At 40.8% G+C, this 19,629-nt stretch carries 18 protein-coding genes and 1 pseudogene; 7 read left to right on the top strand and 12 right to left on the bottom strand.

What is annotated here, in order from left to right; translation table 11 throughout:
• Window positions 1-101 precede the first annotated feature (101 nt).
• The 4 genes from CJ483_RS19960 to CJ483_RS19945 form a co-directional block, all read right to left on the bottom strand.
• The gene (locus CJ483_RS19960; protein ID WP_120036961.1) at window positions 102-968 is read right to left on the bottom strand and encodes a LysR family transcriptional regulator; all 867 of its coding nucleotides are present in this window, start codon (window positions 966-968) and stop codon (window positions 102-104) included.
• A 27-nt stretch (window positions 969-995) separates the two neighbouring features.
• On the bottom strand, window positions 996-2,486 hold the full coding sequence (locus tag CJ483_RS19955) for an MDR family MFS transporter (protein ID WP_259455730.1): 1,491 nt from the start codon (window positions 2,484-2,486) through the stop codon (window positions 996-998).
• 121 nt (window positions 2,487-2,607) lie between these two features.
• Window positions 2,608-3,048, bottom strand: coding sequence for a cyclic-di-AMP-binding protein CbpB (gene cbpB / locus CJ483_RS19950; RefSeq protein ID WP_120036956.1), 441 nt, complete (start codon window positions 3,046-3,048; stop codon window positions 2,608-2,610).
• Between the two features lie 168 nt (window positions 3,049-3,216).
• Window positions 3,217-3,468 carry a YkuJ family protein gene (locus tag CJ483_RS19945; RefSeq protein WP_120036954.1) on the bottom strand — a complete coding sequence of 84 codons (252 nt, stop codon included), beginning with the start codon at window positions 3,466-3,468 and terminating at the stop codon, window positions 3,217-3,219.
• 172 nt (window positions 3,469-3,640) lie between these two features.
• On the opposite strand from CJ483_RS19945, the gene CJ483_RS19940 reads away from it, so the two are divergent.
• The 3 genes from CJ483_RS19940 to CJ483_RS19930 all read left to right on the top strand — a co-directional run bounded on the left by CJ483_RS19940 (window position 3,641) and on the right by CJ483_RS19930 (window position 5,613).
• On the top strand, window positions 3,641-3,883 hold the full coding sequence (locus tag CJ483_RS19940; RefSeq protein ID WP_120036952.1) for a glutaredoxin family protein: 243 nt from the start codon (window positions 3,641-3,643) through the stop codon (window positions 3,881-3,883).
• Between the two features lie 267 nt (window positions 3,884-4,150).
• Window positions 4,151-5,026 (top strand): metallophosphoesterase, encoded by an 876-nt coding sequence (locus CJ483_RS19935; RefSeq protein ID WP_120036950.1) that lies wholly within the window; start codon window positions 4,151-4,153, stop codon window positions 5,024-5,026.
• A 125-nt stretch (window positions 5,027-5,151) separates the two neighbouring features.
• The gene (locus CJ483_RS19930; RefSeq protein WP_120036948.1) at window positions 5,152-5,613 is read left to right on the top strand and encodes a YkyB family protein; all 462 of its coding nucleotides are present in this window, start codon (window positions 5,152-5,154) and stop codon (window positions 5,611-5,613) included.
• A 200-nt stretch (window positions 5,614-5,813) separates the two neighbouring features.
• Here the strand turns inward: CJ483_RS19930 and CJ483_RS19925 are convergent, their stop codons facing one another.
• Together CJ483_RS19925 and corA are read right to left on the bottom strand one after the other, a co-directional pair.
• Window positions 5,814-6,716: a chemotaxis protein gene (locus CJ483_RS19925; protein WP_120036945.1), complete on the bottom strand. Its 903-nt coding sequence runs from the start codon at window positions 6,714-6,716 to the stop codon at window positions 5,814-5,816.
• A gap of 87 nt (window positions 6,717-6,803) precedes the next feature.
• Window positions 6,804-7,793 (bottom strand): magnesium/cobalt transporter CorA, encoded by a 990-nt coding sequence (gene corA, locus CJ483_RS19920; RefSeq protein ID WP_120036943.1) that lies wholly within the window; start codon window positions 7,791-7,793, stop codon window positions 6,804-6,806.
• 91 nt (window positions 7,794-7,884) lie between these two features.
• On the opposite strand from corA, the gene CJ483_RS19915 reads away from it, so the two are divergent.
• Window positions 7,885-9,042, top strand: coding sequence for an aminotransferase A (locus CJ483_RS19915; protein WP_120036941.1), 1,158 nt, complete (start codon window positions 7,885-7,887; stop codon window positions 9,040-9,042).
• A gap of 48 nt (window positions 9,043-9,090) precedes the next feature.
• Here CJ483_RS19915 and CJ483_RS19910 read toward each other — a convergent pair whose 3' ends face one another.
• From CJ483_RS19910 to CJ483_RS25205, 3 genes and pseudogenes are all read right to left on the bottom strand, one after another.
• Window positions 9,091-9,957, bottom strand: coding sequence for an NAD(P)-dependent oxidoreductase (locus CJ483_RS19910; RefSeq protein WP_120036939.1), 867 nt, complete (start codon window positions 9,955-9,957; stop codon window positions 9,091-9,093).
• 238 nt (window positions 9,958-10,195) lie between these two features.
• Window positions 10,196-10,981, bottom strand: a complete 786-nt coding sequence (locus tag CJ483_RS19905; RefSeq protein WP_120036937.1) for an SDR family oxidoreductase — start codon at window positions 10,979-10,981, stop codon at window positions 10,196-10,198.
• 347 nt (window positions 10,982-11,328) lie between these two features.
• Window positions 11,329-11,522: pseudogene (locus tag CJ483_RS25205) on the bottom strand (hypothetical protein).
• A gap of 220 nt (window positions 11,523-11,742) precedes the next feature.
• On the opposite strand from CJ483_RS25205, the gene CJ483_RS19895 reads away from it, so the two are divergent.
• Entirely contained in the window at window positions 11,743-11,934 is a 192-nt protein-coding gene (locus CJ483_RS19895) for a YkvS family protein (protein ID WP_120036935.1), read from the top strand.
• A 219-nt stretch (window positions 11,935-12,153) separates the two neighbouring features.
• Window positions 12,154-12,762: a CPBP family intramembrane glutamic endopeptidase gene (locus CJ483_RS19890; protein ID WP_120036933.1), complete on the top strand. Its 609-nt coding sequence runs from the start codon at window positions 12,154-12,156 to the stop codon at window positions 12,760-12,762.
• Window positions 12,763-12,834: 72 nt separating this feature from the next.
• On the opposite strand, the gene CJ483_RS19885 is transcribed toward CJ483_RS19890, so the two are convergent.
• Window positions 12,835-13,857 carry a YkvI family membrane protein gene (locus CJ483_RS19885; protein ID WP_259455729.1) on the bottom strand — a complete coding sequence of 341 codons (1,023 nt, stop codon included), beginning with the start codon at window positions 13,855-13,857 and terminating at the stop codon, window positions 12,835-12,837.
• 192 nt (window positions 13,858-14,049) lie between these two features.
• Between CJ483_RS19885 and CJ483_RS19880 the strand changes: the two genes are divergently transcribed.
• Window positions 14,050-16,200 (top strand): ATP-dependent Clp protease ATP-binding subunit, encoded by a 2,151-nt coding sequence (locus CJ483_RS19880; protein WP_120036929.1) that lies wholly within the window; start codon window positions 14,050-14,052, stop codon window positions 16,198-16,200.
• 44 nt (window positions 16,201-16,244) lie between these two features.
• Here CJ483_RS19880 and CJ483_RS19875 read toward each other — a convergent pair whose 3' ends face one another.
• Both CJ483_RS19875 and CJ483_RS19870 read right to left on the bottom strand, forming a co-directional pair.
• Complete coding sequence (locus CJ483_RS19875) at window positions 16,245-17,951, bottom strand: M3 family oligoendopeptidase (protein ID WP_120036927.1); 1,707 nt, start codon at window positions 17,949-17,951, stop codon at window positions 16,245-16,247.
• Window positions 17,952-17,987: 36 nt separating this feature from the next.
• Window positions 17,988-19,562, bottom strand: coding sequence for a bifunctional metallophosphatase/5'-nucleotidase (locus tag CJ483_RS19870; protein WP_120036925.1), 1,575 nt, complete (start codon window positions 19,560-19,562; stop codon window positions 17,988-17,990).
• Between the last annotated feature and the right edge of the window lie 67 nt (window positions 19,563-19,629).

The following is a 19,629-nucleotide window of genomic DNA, read 5'->3' as shown; positions in this document are numbered from 1 at the left end:
ATCATATGTACTGCGAAAAATTTTAAAATTTTGCTTCGCATTTCTTCTTAATTTATCAGAGTAAAGAACATTTCACAAGAATATTTTTACACGCTGCCCCTTCATTTGCACTCTTCCACGATCTCAATAAACGCTTGTACCTGCTTCAATTCAAAAGCCGCATCATACCCGAGAAGCCATGTGTCTCGGCGAAGAGGCCGCTGTTCTTCATCAAGCAAAGGCAGTTTATATACATCTCCTTCAGCTTCATCCAACGTAATTGCCGGTAAAATCGCATAGCCAATTCCATTAAACGCCATCTGCTTGCACGTTTCTATCTGGTCAACAATGATCGATTGCTTCGGCGCCATTTGAAACTGACGATGCCACCATTCTTGAATTTCTTGGTAATAGGTGGAATCGCTTTTAAATTGAATAAAAGGCTTATCCGAGGTTAATATCTCCTCTACATTACGGATTTCTTTATCTACTAAGAACAGGCTATCCTCAAATAGATGAATTTTTCGCCCTTTCCACTCGGGCGTTCCTCTGATAATGCCAATATGTACTTCCCCTTCATAAAGAGCTTTGGAGATTTCACTGCTCCAGCCTGTCATTAAAGAAATTTTGGCATGGGGATATTTTTTTACGAAGCGTTTTAATACCTTTGGCAGCCACTTTTGACCAACAATGGACGCACAGGCAATCTTTAATGTACCGTGGACTTCCGATTCTAATGCGTGAATATTTTCAAGCACTTTCTCCCTTTTTTCTACGACTTCTGCAGCAAATTGAACAATGATTTCTCCAGCCGGTGTTAGAGACAAACCTTTCGTCGAGCGATTAAAAATTTTCACTCCCCACTCTTTTTCAATCGTTTGCAGCCGCTGGGACAGCGCCGGCTGTGAAACAAAAAGCCGTTGCGCTGCCTTTCTCATATTCATTTCCTCTGCTAAAACCTTTAATAATTGAAATTCCGAAAATAGCATATTGTCTCCCTCCGAACAACGAACGAATCATTCACCCTTTTTTAACAATAATAGGAAGAGAAAAGAAAATACAGCAAAGATACATACCACTACATAAACAGCATGCAACGAACCCGCCAATCCTTCCTGAAGCATGTGGAACATTTTATCTGAAAGCTGGCTTTCCTTGCCGCCCAGCAGTTCATTAATAGAATCAACGGAAAGGGACCTCATCTCTTCATCCGGCTGATTGTGCAAGAATGATTGCAGCCGACTGTTTAAAACACCACCGAGCAAGGCAGCCCCTACAGTATTTCCTAAGTTCCTCATAAACATATTGGCAGCAGTGGCTGCCCCACGCTGATCCCACTCTACGGAGTTTTGAATGGACACAATGAAAGCAGTTGATGTAAGTCCCATCCCTACCCCAACAAAGAAGGAAGAAACAGCCGCCCACCAAGGGCCGCTTTCGGCATTCATGAAGATAAACAAGACGCTGCCTAAAATAAGGGACAAGCCACCAATAATTGTTGTTTGGCGATAACCGATAGTCAAAAGCATCTTCCCTGAGAGCGTTGAAGCAATCGGCCACCCAATAGACATCGCCGTCAACGTAAAGCCAGCTACTGTGGCACTCTCCCCCATAACTCCCTGCACATAGGTAGGCAGAAAACTAGAAATGCCGATAAGCATCACACCGGTCGTTAAGGAGACAATATTAGCGATTAATATTGAACGGACCTTCCATAGGCTGAAAGGCATCATCGGGGAGGAAGCTCGTCTTTCCACCCAAATAAATAGGATAAAAGCTAGCGCTGAGATAGAAAACAATAGAACGCTCTTTCCTGAAACCCAAGGAAACTTGGAGCCGCCTTCTACTAATAAAAACATGAGGCTAGAAATTGAAATTAAAAATACGAAAGTACCAGCGTAATCAATTTCCGGCTTTTTCTTTTCCATGTTTTCATGTAAAAATAGCCATAAACCGGCAATCGCCAATACACCTAACGGTAGGTTAATCCAAAATACAAAGCGCCAGCTGATAAATTCCACGAGCAGCCCGCCAAGTGCAGGACCGGTCACTGCCGAAATTCCCCATACACTAGAAAGATAGCCTTGCACCTTCGCACGCTCTTCTTTCGTATAAATGTCGCCAACAATCGTTGTGGCAATTGGCATGACAGCCCCGGCTCCAATTCCTTGAACAAGACGAAAGAAAATAAGCTGTCCCATTGAATCGGCCAAGCCGCATAAAAAAGAGCCTATAAGAAAAATTAAAATACCGATAATCAGTACCGGCTTGCGCCCAAAAATATCAGACAGCTTCCCGTAAATAAGCACGGTAGCTGCGTTCATCAATAAATAGGAAGAAAACACCCAGCTATAGAGAGAAAAACCACCCAAATCCGCCACGATATCAGGCATAGCCGTAGAGACGATTGTCGCCTCAATCGCTCCCATGAACATAGCGAGTATAACTGCCGCTAACACCAAGGGCCGCTTTGTCAATTTTCTTTCTTTACGTAGTACATTATCCAACTTCCCTATCCTCCTTACAGACCTACAAAAAAACCGGGCCTTCACGAGAAAAAGCAGAGAAGCTTTCGCATTTCTCATGCTTCTCTGCCTGAAGGGAATCCGGTCAGAAATAAAGTTTTATTTATTTAAGCTGATCCACATGGTAATTCAGCTGCTTGAGAATCACTCTTCTGGTCAATATGCCTTGAAATTCCCCTTCCTCATTGGTTACACATAAAAAAGGGTGATTGATTAATAGTCCAAGCGCTTTTCGAAAATGATCATGAATAGTAAGCCATGGCTTATCTGTCGCCATCACTTCCTCCACTCTCATATGTTCCAGCTTCTCAAACTCAATTCTCTCCAACCCGAGGATCGCTTCGGTAATCATCGGTGAGCTAATTAGCCCTTGAAGCCTATATTTAGCATCTAGTACTGGAATAGCTGTATATCCGCTTTTTGTTAAGATCAACAAAGCATGCTCTAAATTATTCCCAGGTTGTACATGGGCAACTTTTTCGGCAGGAATAATATAATCCATAATGTTCGTATGAAGGACATCTTTACTTTCAAAAGAAATCATCTGATTACTACCCCTTTACACTTTTCTGAGAGATGTCTTTTTTATGGTCATGCTGATGGCACTCCCATTCGTTCAAGGCGCTTTCTTTAATTATAGCAAATTCTCCCCATACATTTCCATGATTGCCAAAAGCCCCGCTTAAATGTAAGCAGGGCTAGAGTATGACTATTACTGCTGTTTTTCTTCCTGGAGAAGTTCAAAAATTTCAATAGCAGTCATGTCAATGTCATCAAAAGGATACTTATTGCCCTTTCCGTCTTTATCATATACTTCCAGTTCAAATGTATCTTTTCCCGGGAAAAACTTAACCTGGCAAAGCGTCTTGCCGTTTACCTCGAACAAACGCTGTTGCACCTCTCCGTTTTCTCCGCCCTCTTGCAATGATTTTAATCTTTGAATAATGCCTGTTAATTGTGACATAAAATTGATCGGCCCCTTTCACCTTGTACTATTCGATATTTATTTTGGTTTTGACTGTCCCGTATCTGTTTGATATAAAATAAATAGGCAAAAGAAATATACCATACATCTATTTTATATCCAACTATTTTATTTTTAATATTGTATTCAAAAGAAACAAAGGAGAAACTGAATGAAGCCCATTATTTTATATACCCAGCCTGACTGTCCGCCATGTCAAATAATCAAACTATTTCTAAAGGATCGCGGAGTGGGCTATGAGGAGAAAAATATTTCTGAGGACCACCCGGCAAGGCAGGAGTGGGAAATTAGATGGAATGCTTCCTCCACCCCTACGGTAGTCGTTCACGACGAAGCAGTGACTGGCTTTGACCTTGAAAAGTTAACGAATTTGTTAGAAAAGCACGGAATGTAAGGACACTTCATAAAGGATGGCAGTGATAATTCTCTGTTTCATCCTTTTTTCTTGCAGTTATTTCACTGACAATCAAGGAATATAGTAAAGTGATAAACAGGGACAAACCAATCATGTAAAATAGCACTGTCTCCCTGTATGAAAGAACAAGCAATGAGCGAACAAAAGAACGGACATTGTTCAACCGCCTAATGCAAATTAATTTATTAAATCTCTTTTTTTCACTACTATAAAGAGGTCGAACTTCAGTTGAAAGAGTGAAACTATATGGCAAAAAAAATTTCTCGCCGGTCATTTTTAAAACAATCTCTTGCATTCTTACTCTCTCTATTCGGACTGGCAGGAGGCGGCTATTCCTATGCTAGATTTATTGAACCGAAACGTCTGCAAATCATTGAATTAGATATTTCCCACGAATTAATTCCACGAGCTTTTCATAATAAACGGATTGTACAATTCAGTGATACTCACCTAGGCTTCCAATATACGTTGCAACAATTAGAGGAGCACATCCAAACCATTCATTCACTCGACCCAGACTTTATCTTCTTTACTGGTGACCTGTTGGATAGACCGGATGACTATCAATCATCAAAGACAAAGGAAGTCATCTCTATTTTGCGCAAACTAAAAGCCCCTTTAGGCAAATTTGCTGTTTACGGGAATCATGATCATGGCGGATATGGAACTGATTTGTATAAGTCAATTATGGAGAAATCAGGATTTACACTTTTAAGAAATAACTCGGTGGAATTAAGACACCTTAATGAAACGATTTATCTACTTGGCATAGACGATGCTTCGCTGGGACAACCGAGCTTTAGTCAAACTACAAAGAAAGTCAAAAAAGACCAGTATCTTATTCTGCTTTCCCATGCACCAGACCTTGCCGATGAGGCGGCAGATGCCGGCATCCATTTGCAATTGAGCGGCCATTCCCACGGCGGGCAAATCCAACTGCCCTGGTATGGAGCGTTGTACACTCCTCCCTATGCGGAAATTTATAAAGAAGGACTATACAAGATAAAAGGTAATCCCCCCCTAACTCTCTATGTGAATCGCGGCTTAGGTACAACAAGGCTTCCTTTCCGTTTCTTATCTATTCCGGAGATTACCGTATTTACGTTAAAGTCTATAAGGTAACGGAGAAAGCTATTTCTACCGCTTTCTCCTCTTTTATATAACAAAATTAAAATTATTCAGATACTTTTCAATCAACTAAAAAAAGGTTATAATGGGTTAAAATTAGTCTGAAAGGAGTCTTTTCATTGAGTACTCATAGAGAATCTCCTGCCCATTCTCCATCTACTTCAAACCTCGCTAAAGCAATCTTTACTGTCAACCGGCATGCTAAGACAGCTATAAACCCTAAATATTTATATTTATTAAAGAAAAAAGCACTTTTGAAGATGATACAGGAAGGACGGGCGGAGAAAGCCGGCCTTCACTTTTCCAATAATCCCAAAAATAGTCAGCAGCAGTCCGATGTCCTTGTCGTATGCGGCGACTATACGTTTCACATTCCGCCTTGCAAAGAAGACTTTGCGACTCTTCCTCATTTCGGTAGTTTGGATAAGAAAAAGCGGAACCCGAAAACTTATATGAATTTAACAGAGGCAAAAAAACTCTTACAATTATATACCGGCTTTATAGAAAAAAATGAGCCCTCTGTTCCCCGCAAAAAACAATACCATAAACCGGTATTTAAACCGCTCGGTCAATCTTACTAGCATCGGGTCTAAGCTTCTCCATTCAGAGTTTTCAACTAACTCTTTCTTTTTTGGGAAACCCTGAATGGATGAGAATAGCCTCTATCCTAAAAGATGCCTGTGATTCCCCATTAGAAAAGCATGCTGCCAAAGAACTTTATATAGTGAATATAACAAAAAACACCGGGCGTGATAACCCTGGTGTTTTTTATGTTATATGTTTAGAGAACGAGTCGATCAATATGCTTGATGAGTTCTGCGATTTCTGGTTTGCTTACTTGGGCATCAGCCCCTACTTCGTCTCCTTTGTGGCGCAAGTCTTCAGTAATTAACGAAGAAAAAATCACAATTGGAAGATCTTTCAGCTGGGTATGTTCCTTTACCCGTTTAGTTAAATGGTGACCATCCATTTGCGGCATTTCGATGTCTGTAATTAAAAGCTGTGTCCCTTTTCCGGCAGCTACTTCATCTGCCTGACTCTCCAAGTATGACAAAGCTAGCTTGCCATTTTCAAAAAATTCTACAGCATCATATCCCGCTTCAGCAAGTGTATCACTGATCAGTTTTCTTAATAGCGGAGAATCTTCTGCTACAACCAGTCTTTTGCCCGAACGCTCCCTTTTATCAAGTTGCTTGATTTGCCCAACATGAATACCAGATTGCGGGTTAATGTCTACAATGACTTTCTCGAAGTCGAGCAGTAAGACCATTTCACCATTTATTTTAATAACGCCGATTACTTGGTTGCCGCCTCCCTGGTACATGTCAGATGGCTTTTCAATGTCTTCCCACGAGATTCGGTGAATTCGGGTGACATTCTGAACATGAAAAACGACTTTTTGCTTGTTAAATTCAGTAACAATATACTTATCCGTCTGCCCTGATTCCTGACCAGATAATCCCAAAACTTTTGCCATGTTTACTAGCGGCAGCACTTCCCCGCGCAGCTGGATAATTCCTTCAATATGCTCATGGGCATGTGGAATAAAAGTGACAGCTACCGGCTGAATAATCTCCTTTACCTTAATAACATTGATTCCATATTTATTGCCATGCACTTCAAATTCAACGATTTCCAGTTCGTTTGTTCCACTTTTTAATAGAATTCCATTTTCGCTATTCATTCATTTATCCCCTTATATTTCAATTTATCTTATCATTAATAATGTCGGTTTCTTTCGGGGAATATTTAGACAGATCCTATAGAACAATCACAAATCCTTATTTAAATCGCTTCTTTTTCTTTTATGCAACTGAAGCCATCCTGCTTTTACAAATGTAAAAAACATAGATACGGCAATTACACCCATAACGGCAAGAACAATAAAATACCCGTAAGAAGTGTGTAATTCAGGCATATGATCAAAATTCATGCCATAAATCCCCGCGATAAATGTTAAAGGCATAAAAATCGTTGTGATGACCGTCAATGTCATCATAATGTTATTCATTTTATCCGAGTTTACGGACAAATAGCTGTCACGAACGTCTGAAGAAAATTCGCGGTATGACTCCAGCATCTCCACCAATTTCATTAAATGATCATGAATATCACCAAAATAGATGTGCCGATCCTCTATATATTCGAGCCGGGTTGAGTTCAGCAGCCGATAAAGAAGGTCTCTCATTGGGATAATGGTCCGTCTCAGTTTTGACATATCATGTCGGATATCAAATAATTGGTCAATTAAATTATTCCCTGGATTGGTATCCAGCTCTTCATCTATGCTGTTTAAGGCATCCTCCACATGATAAATCAGCGGAAAGTACTCATCCACGAATCGGTCAATCAATCTATGCAAAATAGCGACTGGTCCCTGATGCAGTCTCTCATTTTCCAACAGGCTTTTCCACACTTCATTTATTTCGGCTATAGGCTGCAAATGAACAGTTACCATCATTTCTTTATTCATGAACACGCCAGTTTCTTTTCCCTCAAGCGTTTGCTGATCAAGAGCATGGATAAGAAAAAAAGCGTAATCCTTATAAAAGTCTAATTTAGGCCGGCCACTTTGATTGTCAAGGCAATCCTCTACCGCCAGAGGGTGAAAACGAAAAAAACGTTTTAGCACTTTTGCTTCCTCTTCATCTGGATTGAAGAAATCTACCCAATACCAAACTGTATCTTGCGCTTTCACCTCTTCTAGAGAGGAATCAAAGACAAGTTGACCGTCTGTTTTTAAGATACAAATTTTAATCATATTTTTCTCCATTGTTTTCTTCATTTTCACTGGTGTCTGTCTCGTTCAATGCTACAATATATTATATCCATACAGAAAGGCGGAAACCTCATTGGAACACCTTATTAATAAACAAGTAAAAAACATTCAGATTTCTGGAATCCGCAAGTTCTTTAATCTGGTCGGCGGTGTTGATGACATGGTCTCTCTTACAATTGGCCAGCCTGACTTCCTTACGCCAGAACACGTAAAAGTAGCGGGCAAAGAAGCAATCGCTGATAACTTTACAACCTACACTCATAATGCTGGCCTCCTTGAATTGCGAAAAGCGGCAGCCGATTATGTACATAGTAAATACCATTTATCGTATTCTCCCGAATCAGAAGTCATTGTGACCGTTGGAGCTAGCCAAGCAATCGATATTACCCTGCGCACGCTGTTGTCACCGGGTGATGAAGTAATTTTACCAGGTCCCGTTTACCCTGGCTATGAACCAATTATCCAGATGTGCCAAGCAACTGTACGCACAGTTGATACACGGGCAAGTGGATTTAAATTAACTGCAGGGTTGATAAAAGGAGCCCTAACAGATAAAACAAAAGCAGTGATTTTGCCCTATCCGTCTAATCCAACCGGTGTGAGTTTAACAGAAGCGGAATTAAAAGAGATCGCTGACCTTTTAAGAGGAAAAGATATTTTTGTTATCGCAGATGAAATATATAGCGAATTAACATTTGACGCTTCCCATGTGTCTATTGCTTCTTTTTTAAGAGAGCAAACCATCGTATTAAATGGGCTGTCTAAGTCACATGCAATGACAGGCTGGCGGATCGGCTTCTTATTTGCGCCTGAAGAGATCGCCAAGCATATGTTGAAAGTCCACCAATACAATGTATCCTGTGCTTCCTCTGTCTCACAAATGGCTGCGTTAGAAGCTGTGACAACTGGCATCAATGATGCTCTACCGATGCAAGCTGAGTATAAAAAGCGGCGGGATTATGTATTCGATAGGCTTTCCAATATGGGGTTGGACATTGTAAAGCCAGACGGGGCTTTTTATTTCTTTATTGCTATTCCTGATTGGGTGCAAGATTCTTCTTTCGACTTTTGTTACAAACTGGCAATGGAACAAAAAGTAGCTGTTGTTCCTGGCAGCGCCTTTTCCGAGTTCGGTGAAGGGTATTTCCGGCTTTCTTTTGCTTGCTCAATGGAAGAATTACGTAAAGGACTTGATCGCATCGAGGCATTTTTAAACAAAACAAAAAATTAAAAGCGCTTGGAGCCGGCCGGTCAAGCCGCCTCCGAGCACTTTTTTCACCTATCCCCAATATTTAAACAGTGCTTGTGTTCCGCTGGCTTCCTCCCCTCTTGAAGCCAGCTCTTCATACATCTTTTTAGCCAGCGATAGGCCCGGCAGCTCCAATCCCATTTTTTCTGATTCTTCGATCGCTATTCTCATATCCTTTATGAAGTGCTTTACATAAAAACCCGGTGCAAAGTCTCCCCGGATCATTCGCGGGGCCAGATTAGATAAAGACCAACTGCCTGCTGCCCCTGTAGAAATGCTCTTTAACACGCTATCCAAATCAAGTCCAGCCTTTTGTGCATAGAGGAGCGCTTCGCAAACACCAATCATATTTGTTGCAATAGCTATCTGATTGCTCATCTTTGTATGTTGCCCTGCTCCCGCTTCTCCTTGATAGATGATATTACTCCCGAGCGTTTGAAGGAGCGGCAACACTTTTTCAAATGCAGCTTTGTCCCCACCGACCATGATAGCAAGCGTTCCATTTCTTGCACCTGTATCTCCGCCCGAAACTGGTGCATCCAGAGCATCTATTCCTTTTGCTTTTGCTTGTTCATAGATTTTTCGAGCAAGGCTAGGCTGCGAAGTGGTCATGTCGATCACCACCTGGCCTTTCCTTCCTCCTGCCAGGATCCCCTCTGCTCCTAAATATACTTCCTCTACATCATGAGGCTCGCCGACAATCGTAAATACTGCATCTGTTTGACCGGACACTTCAGCTGGCGTTTGGCACCATACAGCCCCTTTAGTGAGCAATTCCTCCGCCTTCTCTTTTGTACGCGTATAAAGAAATAATTGGTGTCCTGCCTCTTGCAAATGGCGCGCCATGCTTTTTCCCATTACTCCTGTACCGATAAACCCAATTTTCATTGTCTGCATCATTTTCCCACCTTTATATTAAAAAACCAGCACCTACCTAATGTTAGGCAGGTAACTTTTACTAACGAATAATTATTTCAAACATATATGTTCTACGGATATACAACAAAAAAAGACCTGCCATTCAGCAGGTCCCAAGAAAAGGGGGTTGTGAGTGAGAATCTCCAATTGATCATGCTTGGTTATATACTTCCCACTATCCTGCCGAATTAAACCATAAAAAGAAATTTTTTTGTTGTTAAATGGATCGAATCATGCCGCCATCCACCAAGAAACTGCTGCCTGTCATGTAGGTGTTCGCATCAGAGGCTAAGAAAGCGACTACATTAGCAAACTCTTCCGGTTTTCCATACCGGCCAAGCGGTATTCTTTTCTTTATCTGCTCACCCAATTGCTCAACGGAAATTCCTTGCTTCTCAGCATTAATCTCATCTAGATATTTCAGACGATCTGTAGCAATGCGTCCTGGTGCCACTGTATTAACTAAAATTCCATAAGGAGCCAGCTCTTCTGCCAGCGTTTTAGAAAGGCCTACAATTCCTGTACGAAATGTGTTCGATAAAACCAATCCGGAAATCGGCTCTTTAATTGAAGAAGAAGCAATATTAATAATCTTGCCTCCTTGTTTTTTCAAGTAAGGCAACGCTTCTCGTATTGTCCGTATGTACGATAATAAATTCAACTCAAATGCCTGTTGCCATTGCTCATCTGTCATGTCGACAAATGATCCGGCTGGTGGTCCCCCTGCATTATTAACTAAAATATGAATCGTCCCAAATTTCTCAATCGTTTTGTTTACTAATGACTTAATTTCCTCTGGTTTTGTAATATCGCAAACACTATAATCAACCTGGCTCACATTCTCTCTCTGCAGCTGCCGTTTTACCTCTTCCAATTTACCGCCGTTTCTGCTGGCAAGCATAACATTTGCCCCTTCTTCCGCCAATTTTGTAGCAATGGCTTTCCCAAGCCCCTGGCTTGAGGCAAGAACTAATGCTGTTTTTCCTTGAAAAGATCCATCCATCTTAACAGCCTCCCTTCTTCTCTCTATTATTATAGTATATTTCGAATTTTCCTTCATTTGTTGTCTCCTAAGATAATCAGAAAAAGTGTAAATGAATCATGGGGGCAGTACGTTGTGCACTTATAAAAATGTAAAATGATCTACTTTCTCTAAGAAGATTCATGCACGTAAAAAAGGGGGTGTGAACAATAAAAAAATCCGGACAGTAATTTGTCCGGATTAAAATGGGGGGAAAAATGAGAATGAAAAGGCTTGAGTAAATCCTATCATGTACTGTTACTTATTATTACCCGTCTTCTTCGGTTTAAACATTTTTTTGATATTTTTATTTAATGAAAAGCGATTCATCAGCTTCTTGGCTCTTTCATATAATAATATATAACAGAACCCCCCGTTGTGCCACTCCCCTAAAGTGTTTAAAATCTTCTCTTTTTACCAGCTCTCGTTGAAAAATCAGAAAGTGCTCGTTGCTTACGTGACACTCATTAATTTCACCGTTTTTCAATTGATCCATCAGGTTTTTTGCATCAGTGGCCGTCATATTTTCCCTTCTTTCTGAATTTTTCATCTTATTGGGCAAAATACTTTACTCTTTTACAAAAATAAGGCAAACTGTAAAGTAATTCTTTTTACCATTTATTATAATGCAAAAATGATTGACATCTTTTCCTGTTAGGCCTTACTTTCAAAAGCTTAATATAAATACAACCGAGAAACAACAAGGAAAGCTTTTTAATTTAATCTGTGAAGGAGAGATAAAAATGACGAAAGCAGAAGTGGGGAATGTGATTAAATTTAAAAATGGGTTACAAGGAATTGTTGAAAAAGTAAATGAAAACTCAGTGATCGTTGATCTAACGATTATGGAGAACTTCAGAGAATTAGAAATGGAAGAAAAGACAGTGGTCAACCATAAAAACTATACAATTATCCAATCTTCTGTAAACGCTTAAAAAGCAGCCGTATATAAGTATACGGCTGCTTTTTTAAGCATCCTGCATTTTTCTTACACATTGTCAATCTTCTAGGCCCTGATTGTACAGCTATTCTCTTTTGGGCTCCATCCGCCCCTATCAATCTTCCTCTTTTCTTCATTTCAAGGGATTTTCATTCTATTTTTTACATCCTTTTGTTAAAATAAGTGCTGTATGAAAAGAAAGGAGTTCAGAAAGATGGCACTTATTAAGGATTGGCGGCTACTTTTGAGTATCATTCTTGCGCATGTGCTGCTCTACATGACATTCTCAGATCGTGATATATTTTGGTATTTATATACAGCTGCAAATCTTTTCTTCATTAGCTTTGCCATTATTAGCGAAAAGATAGATGATAAGCAAAAGACACGCAGTTATTTAAAATATGGTGTTTTATCCGGACTGCTGTTATATGCTCTCTTCTTTGTGGGGCATCTCCTTCTGCCGGTCCTTCCTTTTTCATGGGAAAAACAAGTAGCCAGTATGTACAAGTGGTACTCTCCCCAGTTCTCCTGGCATTATATTGTATTAATACTAGTTTTTATTCCCGGTGAAGAGCTGTTTTGGCGCGGATTTATTCAAAAACGCCTTTCAGTCTATTTCAATGATTTGACAGCAATCATTGCCGCTTCCATGCTGTATGCTTCCATTTTCCTCTACTCAGATAAATTCATTTGGGTTCTGGCAGCCTTTGTTGCTGGCTTGTTCTGGGGGTCTTTGTATGTGTGGAAACGCAGCATTCCAATGCTTATCATCTCTCATCTTGTGTTTGATGTGCTATTAATTGTGCTGTTTCCGCTTTTATAATAAATAGCCACATCAGCAGGCAATAAAGAAAACAGCTGCTTTCTGTGATAAAACGGACTGTAACAGTCCGTTTTATTTCTTCCAGAGCAATACAAGAAAAACTAAACTGATGAACCCAAATAATGGATATAAAAACCCAAGCAATGCACCATATGAAATTTGACTAAGCAAAAAGCCAGCAGAAAATATGATAACTAATAGAATAGCCGGCGGCCATGAAAGATGGACCTGTAACTGCTGTTTCAATCCATACACATTTCCGATTACAGATGTAAAAATTTCTCCGTAAATAAGAAAGGCATAAACAAAATGAAACGCTGGAATGAGCCATTCAACAATCTGTGCCATAGGTATCTCATAATTGGCAACGTTGACTAATTGAATTAAGCTCACATGGCTTGCGAGCATTAAGCAAGTTAATATTGCCCCTCCAAGAAACGCTCCTCTTTTGATCGTCTGCCTGTCCTTTATCTCAAAAGCTAGCGGCACAAGAACAGCTTGAGCCAAGGCTAAATTAAATGCAGCGTAGCTGAATGGAGAAGTCCACAGCTTCCACGAGTGATCGGCTGTTCCCTCCTTAAAAATGATTTGCCAGAAGTCCGGCTGCTCTACAGCTTTTCCAGCCGCATATATATGAAAAATTACCATAAGCGGGACAACGAATACATTGACAGCAAGCAATCCTGATATTCCCTTTTTCATAATCAAAAAACCGGCGGCTATGCTTAACAGGATGCCTATATTAGCCGGGATTTCGAATCTTTCCTCAAATAATGCTCCTGTTCCTGAAAGCATAACCCCTGTGACTCCAATCAGCATAAAGAATTGAACAAAAGTAGCCACTAATCCAAGCTTCTCACCAAAAAGATAAGCATTAAACTCTTCAAAGGACTTTGCCTGCACATCAATGGCTGCCAGCATAATTTTGGCTCCCAGAAAGATAAACAGACCACCGCTCACCATGATTCCAAGCAGTCCATAAAAACCAAATTGAGAAAAAAACTGAACGATCTCTTTTCCAGTCGCAAACCCCGCTCCAATGATGGTCCCTATGTAAACTGCCGCTATTTGGCAGGCTCCAATCCACGACTTCAAAAGCATCCCCCACTTTAAACGTGTTAGTTCACCTTATGCTTGTCTTCAGCTTTCAAGAAGAAAAAAATATTTTTTAACAAAATAGTTGAAAGTCAAAAAAGGTCAGAGTATAATAAAGTCATAAGGTCAAAGTTAGTCAAAGTCAAAAACTACTTCACTTATAAAAATAATAAACGGAAAGGAATGAAGTGCATGTTGTGTCAAAATTGTCATCAACATCAAGCTAATGTTCAATTCCGTATGAATATTAACGGAAAAACAAAACAACTTTATTTATGCTCAAACTGTTATCAAAAAAATAAACAACAAATGGGAGATGGTGCGATGAACTTTCAACAATTTGGAGGATTTCCCTTTGACGATTTAATGAAAGGTTTCGGTTTTTCTCAGATGAATGGTCAAGCAGCCCCTTCACCAAAAATGCCGACACAACAAACGGGTGGCAATGGCGGAAACGGCTTTCTGGACCAGTTTGGACGTAACCTAACAAACATGGCCAAGAGCGGTTTAATTGATCCAGTGATCGGTCGCGATAAAGAAATCAGCCGTATTATTGAAGTATTGAACCGCCGCAATAAAAATAACCCTGTATTGATCGGTGAACCAGGTACAGGGAAAACAGCCATTGCGGAAGGCCTAGCCGTCAAAATTGCAGAGGGCGATGTACCAGCTAAATTAAAAGAAAAAGAAGTGTACTTGCTAGATGTAGCTTCTCTTGTGGCTAACACAGGGATTCGCGGACAATTTGAAGAAAGAATGAAGCAATTAATTGCGGAGTTGCAGCAACGTAAAAATGTTTTGTTATTTATTGACGAGATCCACTTAATCGTCGGTGCCGGCTCTGCTGAAGGCTCGATGGATGCCGGCAATATTTTGAAACCCGCTCTTGCTCGCGGCGAATTGCAATTGATCGGCGCAACTACTCTGAAGGAGTATCGTCAAATTGAAAAAGACGCTGCGTTAGAACGCCGCTTCCAGCCAGTTCAAGTAAGTGAACCAACAGTAGAAGCAACGATCCAAATCTTGACTGGCTTGCAAAAACGCTATGAGGACTTCCATGAAGTCACCTTTGCAAAAGAAGCGCTGGAAGCTTGCGCAAAATTGTCCCATCGATATATTCAAGACCGCTTCTTGCCTGACAAAGCAATTGATTTGCTCGATGAGGCTGGCTCAAAACTGAATTTAACGATTGATACTCAAGATAAAGAATCAATCAATGAACGCCTTGCTCAAATTGGAAGAGAAAAAGAAGCGGCCTTACAACATGAAGACTACGAAAAGGCAGCAAAGCTGCGTGATGAAGAAACAAAATTAGAAGAAAAGCTGCAAGGCGCGGAAGAAACAGTTGAACGTCCAGTCGTAACAGTTGAACATATTCAACAATTAATTGAAGAAAAAACAGGTATCCCTGTCGGCAAGCTTCAAGAGGACGAACAACAAGCTATGAAACACTTAGAGAAAAACTTAGCAAAAAAAGTCATTGGACAAGCAGAAGCTGTTCAGAAAGTAGCCAAAGCGATCCGCCGCAGCCGTGCCGGCTTGAAATCACAAAACCGTCCCATCGGTTCCTTCTTATTCGTCGGTCCGACTGGTGTGGGGAAAACAGAACTAACAAAATCGCTCGCTGAAGAATTGTTTGGCTCTAAAGAGGCCATGGTCCGTCTTGATATGAGTGAATTTATGGAAAAACACAGCGTATCTAAATTAATTGGTTCCCCTCCAGGATATGTTGGCCATGAAGAAGCAGGACAGCTGACAGAGAAAGTGCGGCGCAATCCGTACAGCATCATCTTGTTGGATGAAATTGAAAAAGCTCATCCCGATGTACAACATATGTTCCTGCAAATCCTCGAAGACGGCCGGCTTACTGACAGCCAAGGACGTACAGTCAGCTTTAAAGACACGGTTATCATCATGACAAGCAATGCTGGAACAGCGCAAAAAACTATTACTGTCGGTTTTGAGAAAAATAATGCAGTAAAAGAAAGCTCTATTTTAGATTCACTTGGCAGCTTCTTTAAACCAGAATTTTTGAACCGTTTCGATAATATCATCGAATTTAAATCACTTGAAAAAGCCGATTTACGTCAAATTGTTAATTTGATGCTCGCTGAATTGAACGCTACTTTGGAGGAACAGTCTATTACACTCGAAGTCACAGAAGAGGTCAAAGAACGGCTAGGTGAATTAGGCTACCATCCAGAATTCGGAGCCCGCCCGCTTCGCCGTGTGATTCAAGAACAGCTTGAGGACGGAATTGCCGACTTTATCCTTGACCATCCAGAAACAAAACAATTAAAAGCTGTATTAAAAGACAATGATATTCATATCATCGCTGCTTAAAACTCAAAAAGCGTCTGAAGCTCCTTCAGACGCTTTTTTTATATTTATTTGTGATTAGCTATTAACTGTTCCCCTGCTTGGTGAAGCCACTTTTCAATCGGTTCAATGACTCTTTCAATACAGCCTTCTTCAAACGGAGAGATTAAGCCAGCTAGTTTGACTATCTCTGTGAAAGACAAGCTGCCTCCAACCCGGCAAATTTCCACGTAATCCTCCCACGCTTCCTTGCGGTCTTCTCTCATCCGCTTCCAAAATTGGAGAGCACACACTTGAGCAAGAGTATAATCAATATAATAAAACGGTACTTCATAAATGTGCCCCTGGCGCTGCCAGAAGCCCCCTTTCTCTAAATATGAAATGCCATCGTAGTCACGGTGTGGCAAGTATGCTTCCTCAATCTCTTTCCACACGGCTTTTCTCTCTTCAGGAGTCAAATCTGGCTCTTCGTATACTCGATGTTGAAATTCATCCACGGCTGCTCCATAAGGAAGAAACAAAATAGCTTCGCTTAAGTGAGCATATTGATACTTATCTGTGTCCTCCTTAAAAAACAATTCCATCCACGGCCAAGTGAAAAACTCCATGCTCATTGAGTGAATTTCACACGCTTCATAAGTTGGCCATAAATATTCTGGAACGGTAAAGTCCCGGCTCGAATAGACTTGAAAGGCATGCCCCGCTTCATGCGTCAATACATCAATATCCCCCGAAGTTCCATTAAAGTTAGAGAAAATAAATGGAGAGCTGTATCCGGGAATATATGTGCAATATCCTCCGCCTGCTTTTCCCTTTTTTGCTGTAAGATCCATCAACTCATGATCAAGCATAAACTGGAAAAATTCGTCCGTTTCCTGAGAAAGTTCCTGATACATCTTACGGCCATTTTCTACAATCCACTCTGCTGACCCCTTCGGCTTGGCATTTCCCGTCGTGAATTGATAGCCCTCATCGTAAAACTTTAATTCCTTTAAACCAATTCGGTCTGTTTGAGCCTTTCTTAGCCTTGTAGCAAGCGGAACAATATATTTCTTGATTTGCTCGCGGTAGCCTTTTACCATCTTTGCATCATAATCCACTCGATTTAAACGAAAATAGCCAAGCTCTACAAAATTTTGAAAGCCCAGCTTGCGGGCAATTTCTGTACGGATTTTTACTAATTCATCATAGATGGCATCAAATTGGGCTTCATGACGAGCAAAAAAATCAAAGCGAGCTTTTGTCGCCTCTTTTCGTACAGAACGATCCGCAGCTTCTGTAAAAGGTTCGATTTGAGCAAGAGTGAATGTTTTTCCCTGAAAATCAATTTGAGCAGAAGCAACAAGCTGTGTATATTGCGAAGACAGCTTGTTCTCCTTTTCAAGCAGCGGCAATACCTCTTGTGAAAAAGTTTTCACTTGTGCTTCAGCTAAGAGAAAAAGCTGTCTGCCAAAAATGTTCTCAAGTTCATCTCGAAAAGAGGAAGCCAAAAGGGCTTCATTTATCCGCGAGGAAATCCCTTCCATCCTTGGAGAGATTTCGTCCATATACTCTTGTTCCTGCTTGTAAAATGAATCATTCGTATCAATTGTATGTCTGATATGGCAAAGATCCATCATTGTGCTGAGATGGCTGCGGATCTCATTCATTTTATGTAAGGCATCTACTTGCTCTTCCACATCCTTTGCTTCCTTAAACTGTTCAAGACTTTGATCAATCTCTTTTTCCGCTCGTTCAATATCAGGACGTTCATACGTGTATTCACTAAATTTCATACTTGTTGCCTCCTTTTATTCTTTGCTCTTCTATATTTAATAAACGACTCTCCAATTGTGATTAGCCTCTGCTTTAATTGTTCCATGGCTTTTTATATAATTAGCGAGCAATTCTGCCATATCGTCTTGGATTTCTTTAATTACTTTTTTCCCTTTGAACATAAAGTAGTCACCACCCCCGCCTGCACGATAATTATTCATCACTACCCGGTAGAGACGGTCTGCCTCAACAGGTTCCCCATGGTAGGTCAATTTCTCAATTCGGCTGCCTGGGGCCTGATGGACATTAATCGTATAATTAATTCCTTCCCACATATCATAATTATAATGCTGCGGCTTAGGGTAAGAAAATTTCGAGCTCACCCCGGCTCTTCCGTCTGGCAGTATAGTAAAGTAAGAAGCAGAACGCTCCAACGCCCTCTTCATCTCCTCACCAGTAACCTCGATAACAGCTAATGAGTTAGGGTAAATATAGTTTGAGACAATGTCCCTCATTGTAGCCTTGGATGGAAGACCCTTGGCTTCATTATGGAAGAGCGCCGTACAAGAAATATCCGTCTGTGCCGCCTCCATCTGTACTCGATTAACCAGCTCAATAAGCGGATGTTCCTTCAATCTTGCTTGAAAAGGATCATCAATCTGCATGTCCCCCTCTATTGTGCCGATCACCTCATCGAGCCATTGCTGTGTTTGCTTTTCTTCTTCTTGGGCTAATTCAAGGATCGCTCGGTCAGCTTCAAAGCCCTTGGCTTCTATAATCTCAATCGAAACGTTCCCCAGTTCTATTTTTTCTTGCGATACATGAAACTCAGCGGTTACTTGGCCAATAGCTGTTCCGCTAAACCCAGGCTGAACGACAGCCACGCCATTTACGAACTCAGCAGCTATCCGATGTTGATGCCCGGTGAGCAGCACATCAATCCCCTCTACTTCTGTGCAAATACGATAAGCCTGATTTTCTCCCTTTTCTTTCATTTCAATTCTTTCTTTCTTCGAAAGATCTACTTCAAAGCCGCCATGATAAGAAACAATCATCATGTCCGGCTTTTCTACTTCTCGAATATAACGAACCCATTTATCGGCAGCAGCGACTGCATCGGTAAAAATCAATTCAGAAATATGTTCAGGCTTTTCCCAGTTAGGAATATATCCTGTTGTAATGCCAAGTACAGCAGCCTTGATGCCGCCAGCAAAGCTTTTTATAATATAAGGCTGTCCGAAATAAGGCTGATGTGTTTTTTTATGTAAAGTATTTGCACTTAAAAAGGGAAAACTGGCGTCTTGTGAAGCTTTATCTAAAATTTCCAATCCGTAATTAAATTCGTGGTTGCCTAATACCGCTGCGTCATATTGGAGAGCATTCATCGCCTTAATCATTGGATGAATACCGCGGCGCAATGAACGAAAATAAAAGCTAGCTAGTGGTGTTCCCTGAAGAAAATCTCCATTGTCTATTAAAAGCACAGCATCGCTTTCTTTCCGTACTTTTTTTATAGCAGTGGAGAGCCGCGCCAGACCGTGAGCAGCTGGCTCATTCGTTCCGTAATGAATGGGAAAAATCGCTCCGTGTACATCACTTGTCTCAAGGATCTTCAGCTGAATCTTTTTCATTCTTCTCCCCCTACAACCGTTATTTATTCTTTTATTCAACTTACACGTTTTTCTTCCATTTTAAAAG

Origin of the sequence: Bacillus sp. PK3_68 (assembly GCF_003600835.1) — a bacterium.
Classification (GTDB): Bacteria; Bacillota; Bacilli; order Bacillales; family Domibacillaceae; genus Pseudobacillus.
Note: the sequence above shows the minus strand (reverse complement) of the source record. Positions and strands in the feature narration are given on the sequence as shown.

Bases quoted from the DNA above. Each gene is read 5' to 3' on its own strand.
- CJ483_RS19960 (WP_120036961.1), bottom strand. From the start codon at position 968: ATGCTATTTTCGGAATTTCAATTATTAAAGGTTTTAGCAGAGGAAATG.
- cbpB (WP_120036956.1), bottom strand. From the start codon at position 3,048: ATGATTTCTTTTGAAAGTAAAGATGTCCTTCATACGAACATTATGGAT.
- CJ483_RS19945 (WP_120036954.1), bottom strand. From the start codon at position 3,468: ATGTCACAATTAACAGGCATTATTCAAAGATTAAAATCATTGCAAGAG.
- CJ483_RS19940 (WP_120036952.1), top strand. From the start codon at position 3,641: ATGAAGCCCATTATTTTATATACCCAGCCTGACTGTCCGCCATGTCAA.
- CJ483_RS19935 (WP_120036950.1), top strand. From the start codon at position 4,151: ATGGCAAAAAAAATTTCTCGCCGGTCATTTTTAAAACAATCTCTTGCA.
- CJ483_RS19925 (WP_120036945.1), bottom strand. From the start codon at position 6,716: ATGAATAGCGAAAATGGAATTCTATTAAAAAGTGGAACAAACGAACTG.
- corA (WP_120036943.1), bottom strand. From the start codon at position 7,793: ATGATTAAAATTTGTATCTTAAAAACAGACGGTCAACTTGTCTTTGAT.
- CJ483_RS19910 (WP_120036939.1), bottom strand. From the start codon at position 9,957: ATGCAGACAATGAAAATTGGGTTTATCGGTACAGGAGTAATGGGAAAA.
- CJ483_RS19905 (WP_120036937.1), bottom strand. From the start codon at position 10,981: ATGGATGGATCTTTTCAAGGAAAAACAGCATTAGTTCTTGCCTCAAGC.
- CJ483_RS19895 (WP_120036935.1), top strand. From the start codon at position 11,743: ATGACGAAAGCAGAAGTGGGGAATGTGATTAAATTTAAAAATGGGTTA.
- CJ483_RS19890 (WP_120036933.1), top strand. From the start codon at position 12,154: ATGGCACTTATTAAGGATTGGCGGCTACTTTTGAGTATCATTCTTGCG.
- CJ483_RS19880 (WP_120036929.1), top strand. From the start codon at position 14,050: ATGTTGTGTCAAAATTGTCATCAACATCAAGCTAATGTTCAATTCCGT.
- CJ483_RS19875 (WP_120036927.1), bottom strand. From the start codon at position 17,951: ATGAAATTTAGTGAATACACGTATGAACGTCCTGATATTGAACGAGCG.
- CJ483_RS19870 (WP_120036925.1), bottom strand. From the start codon at position 19,562: ATGAAAAAGATTCAGCTGAAGATCCTTGAGACAAGTGATGTACACGGA.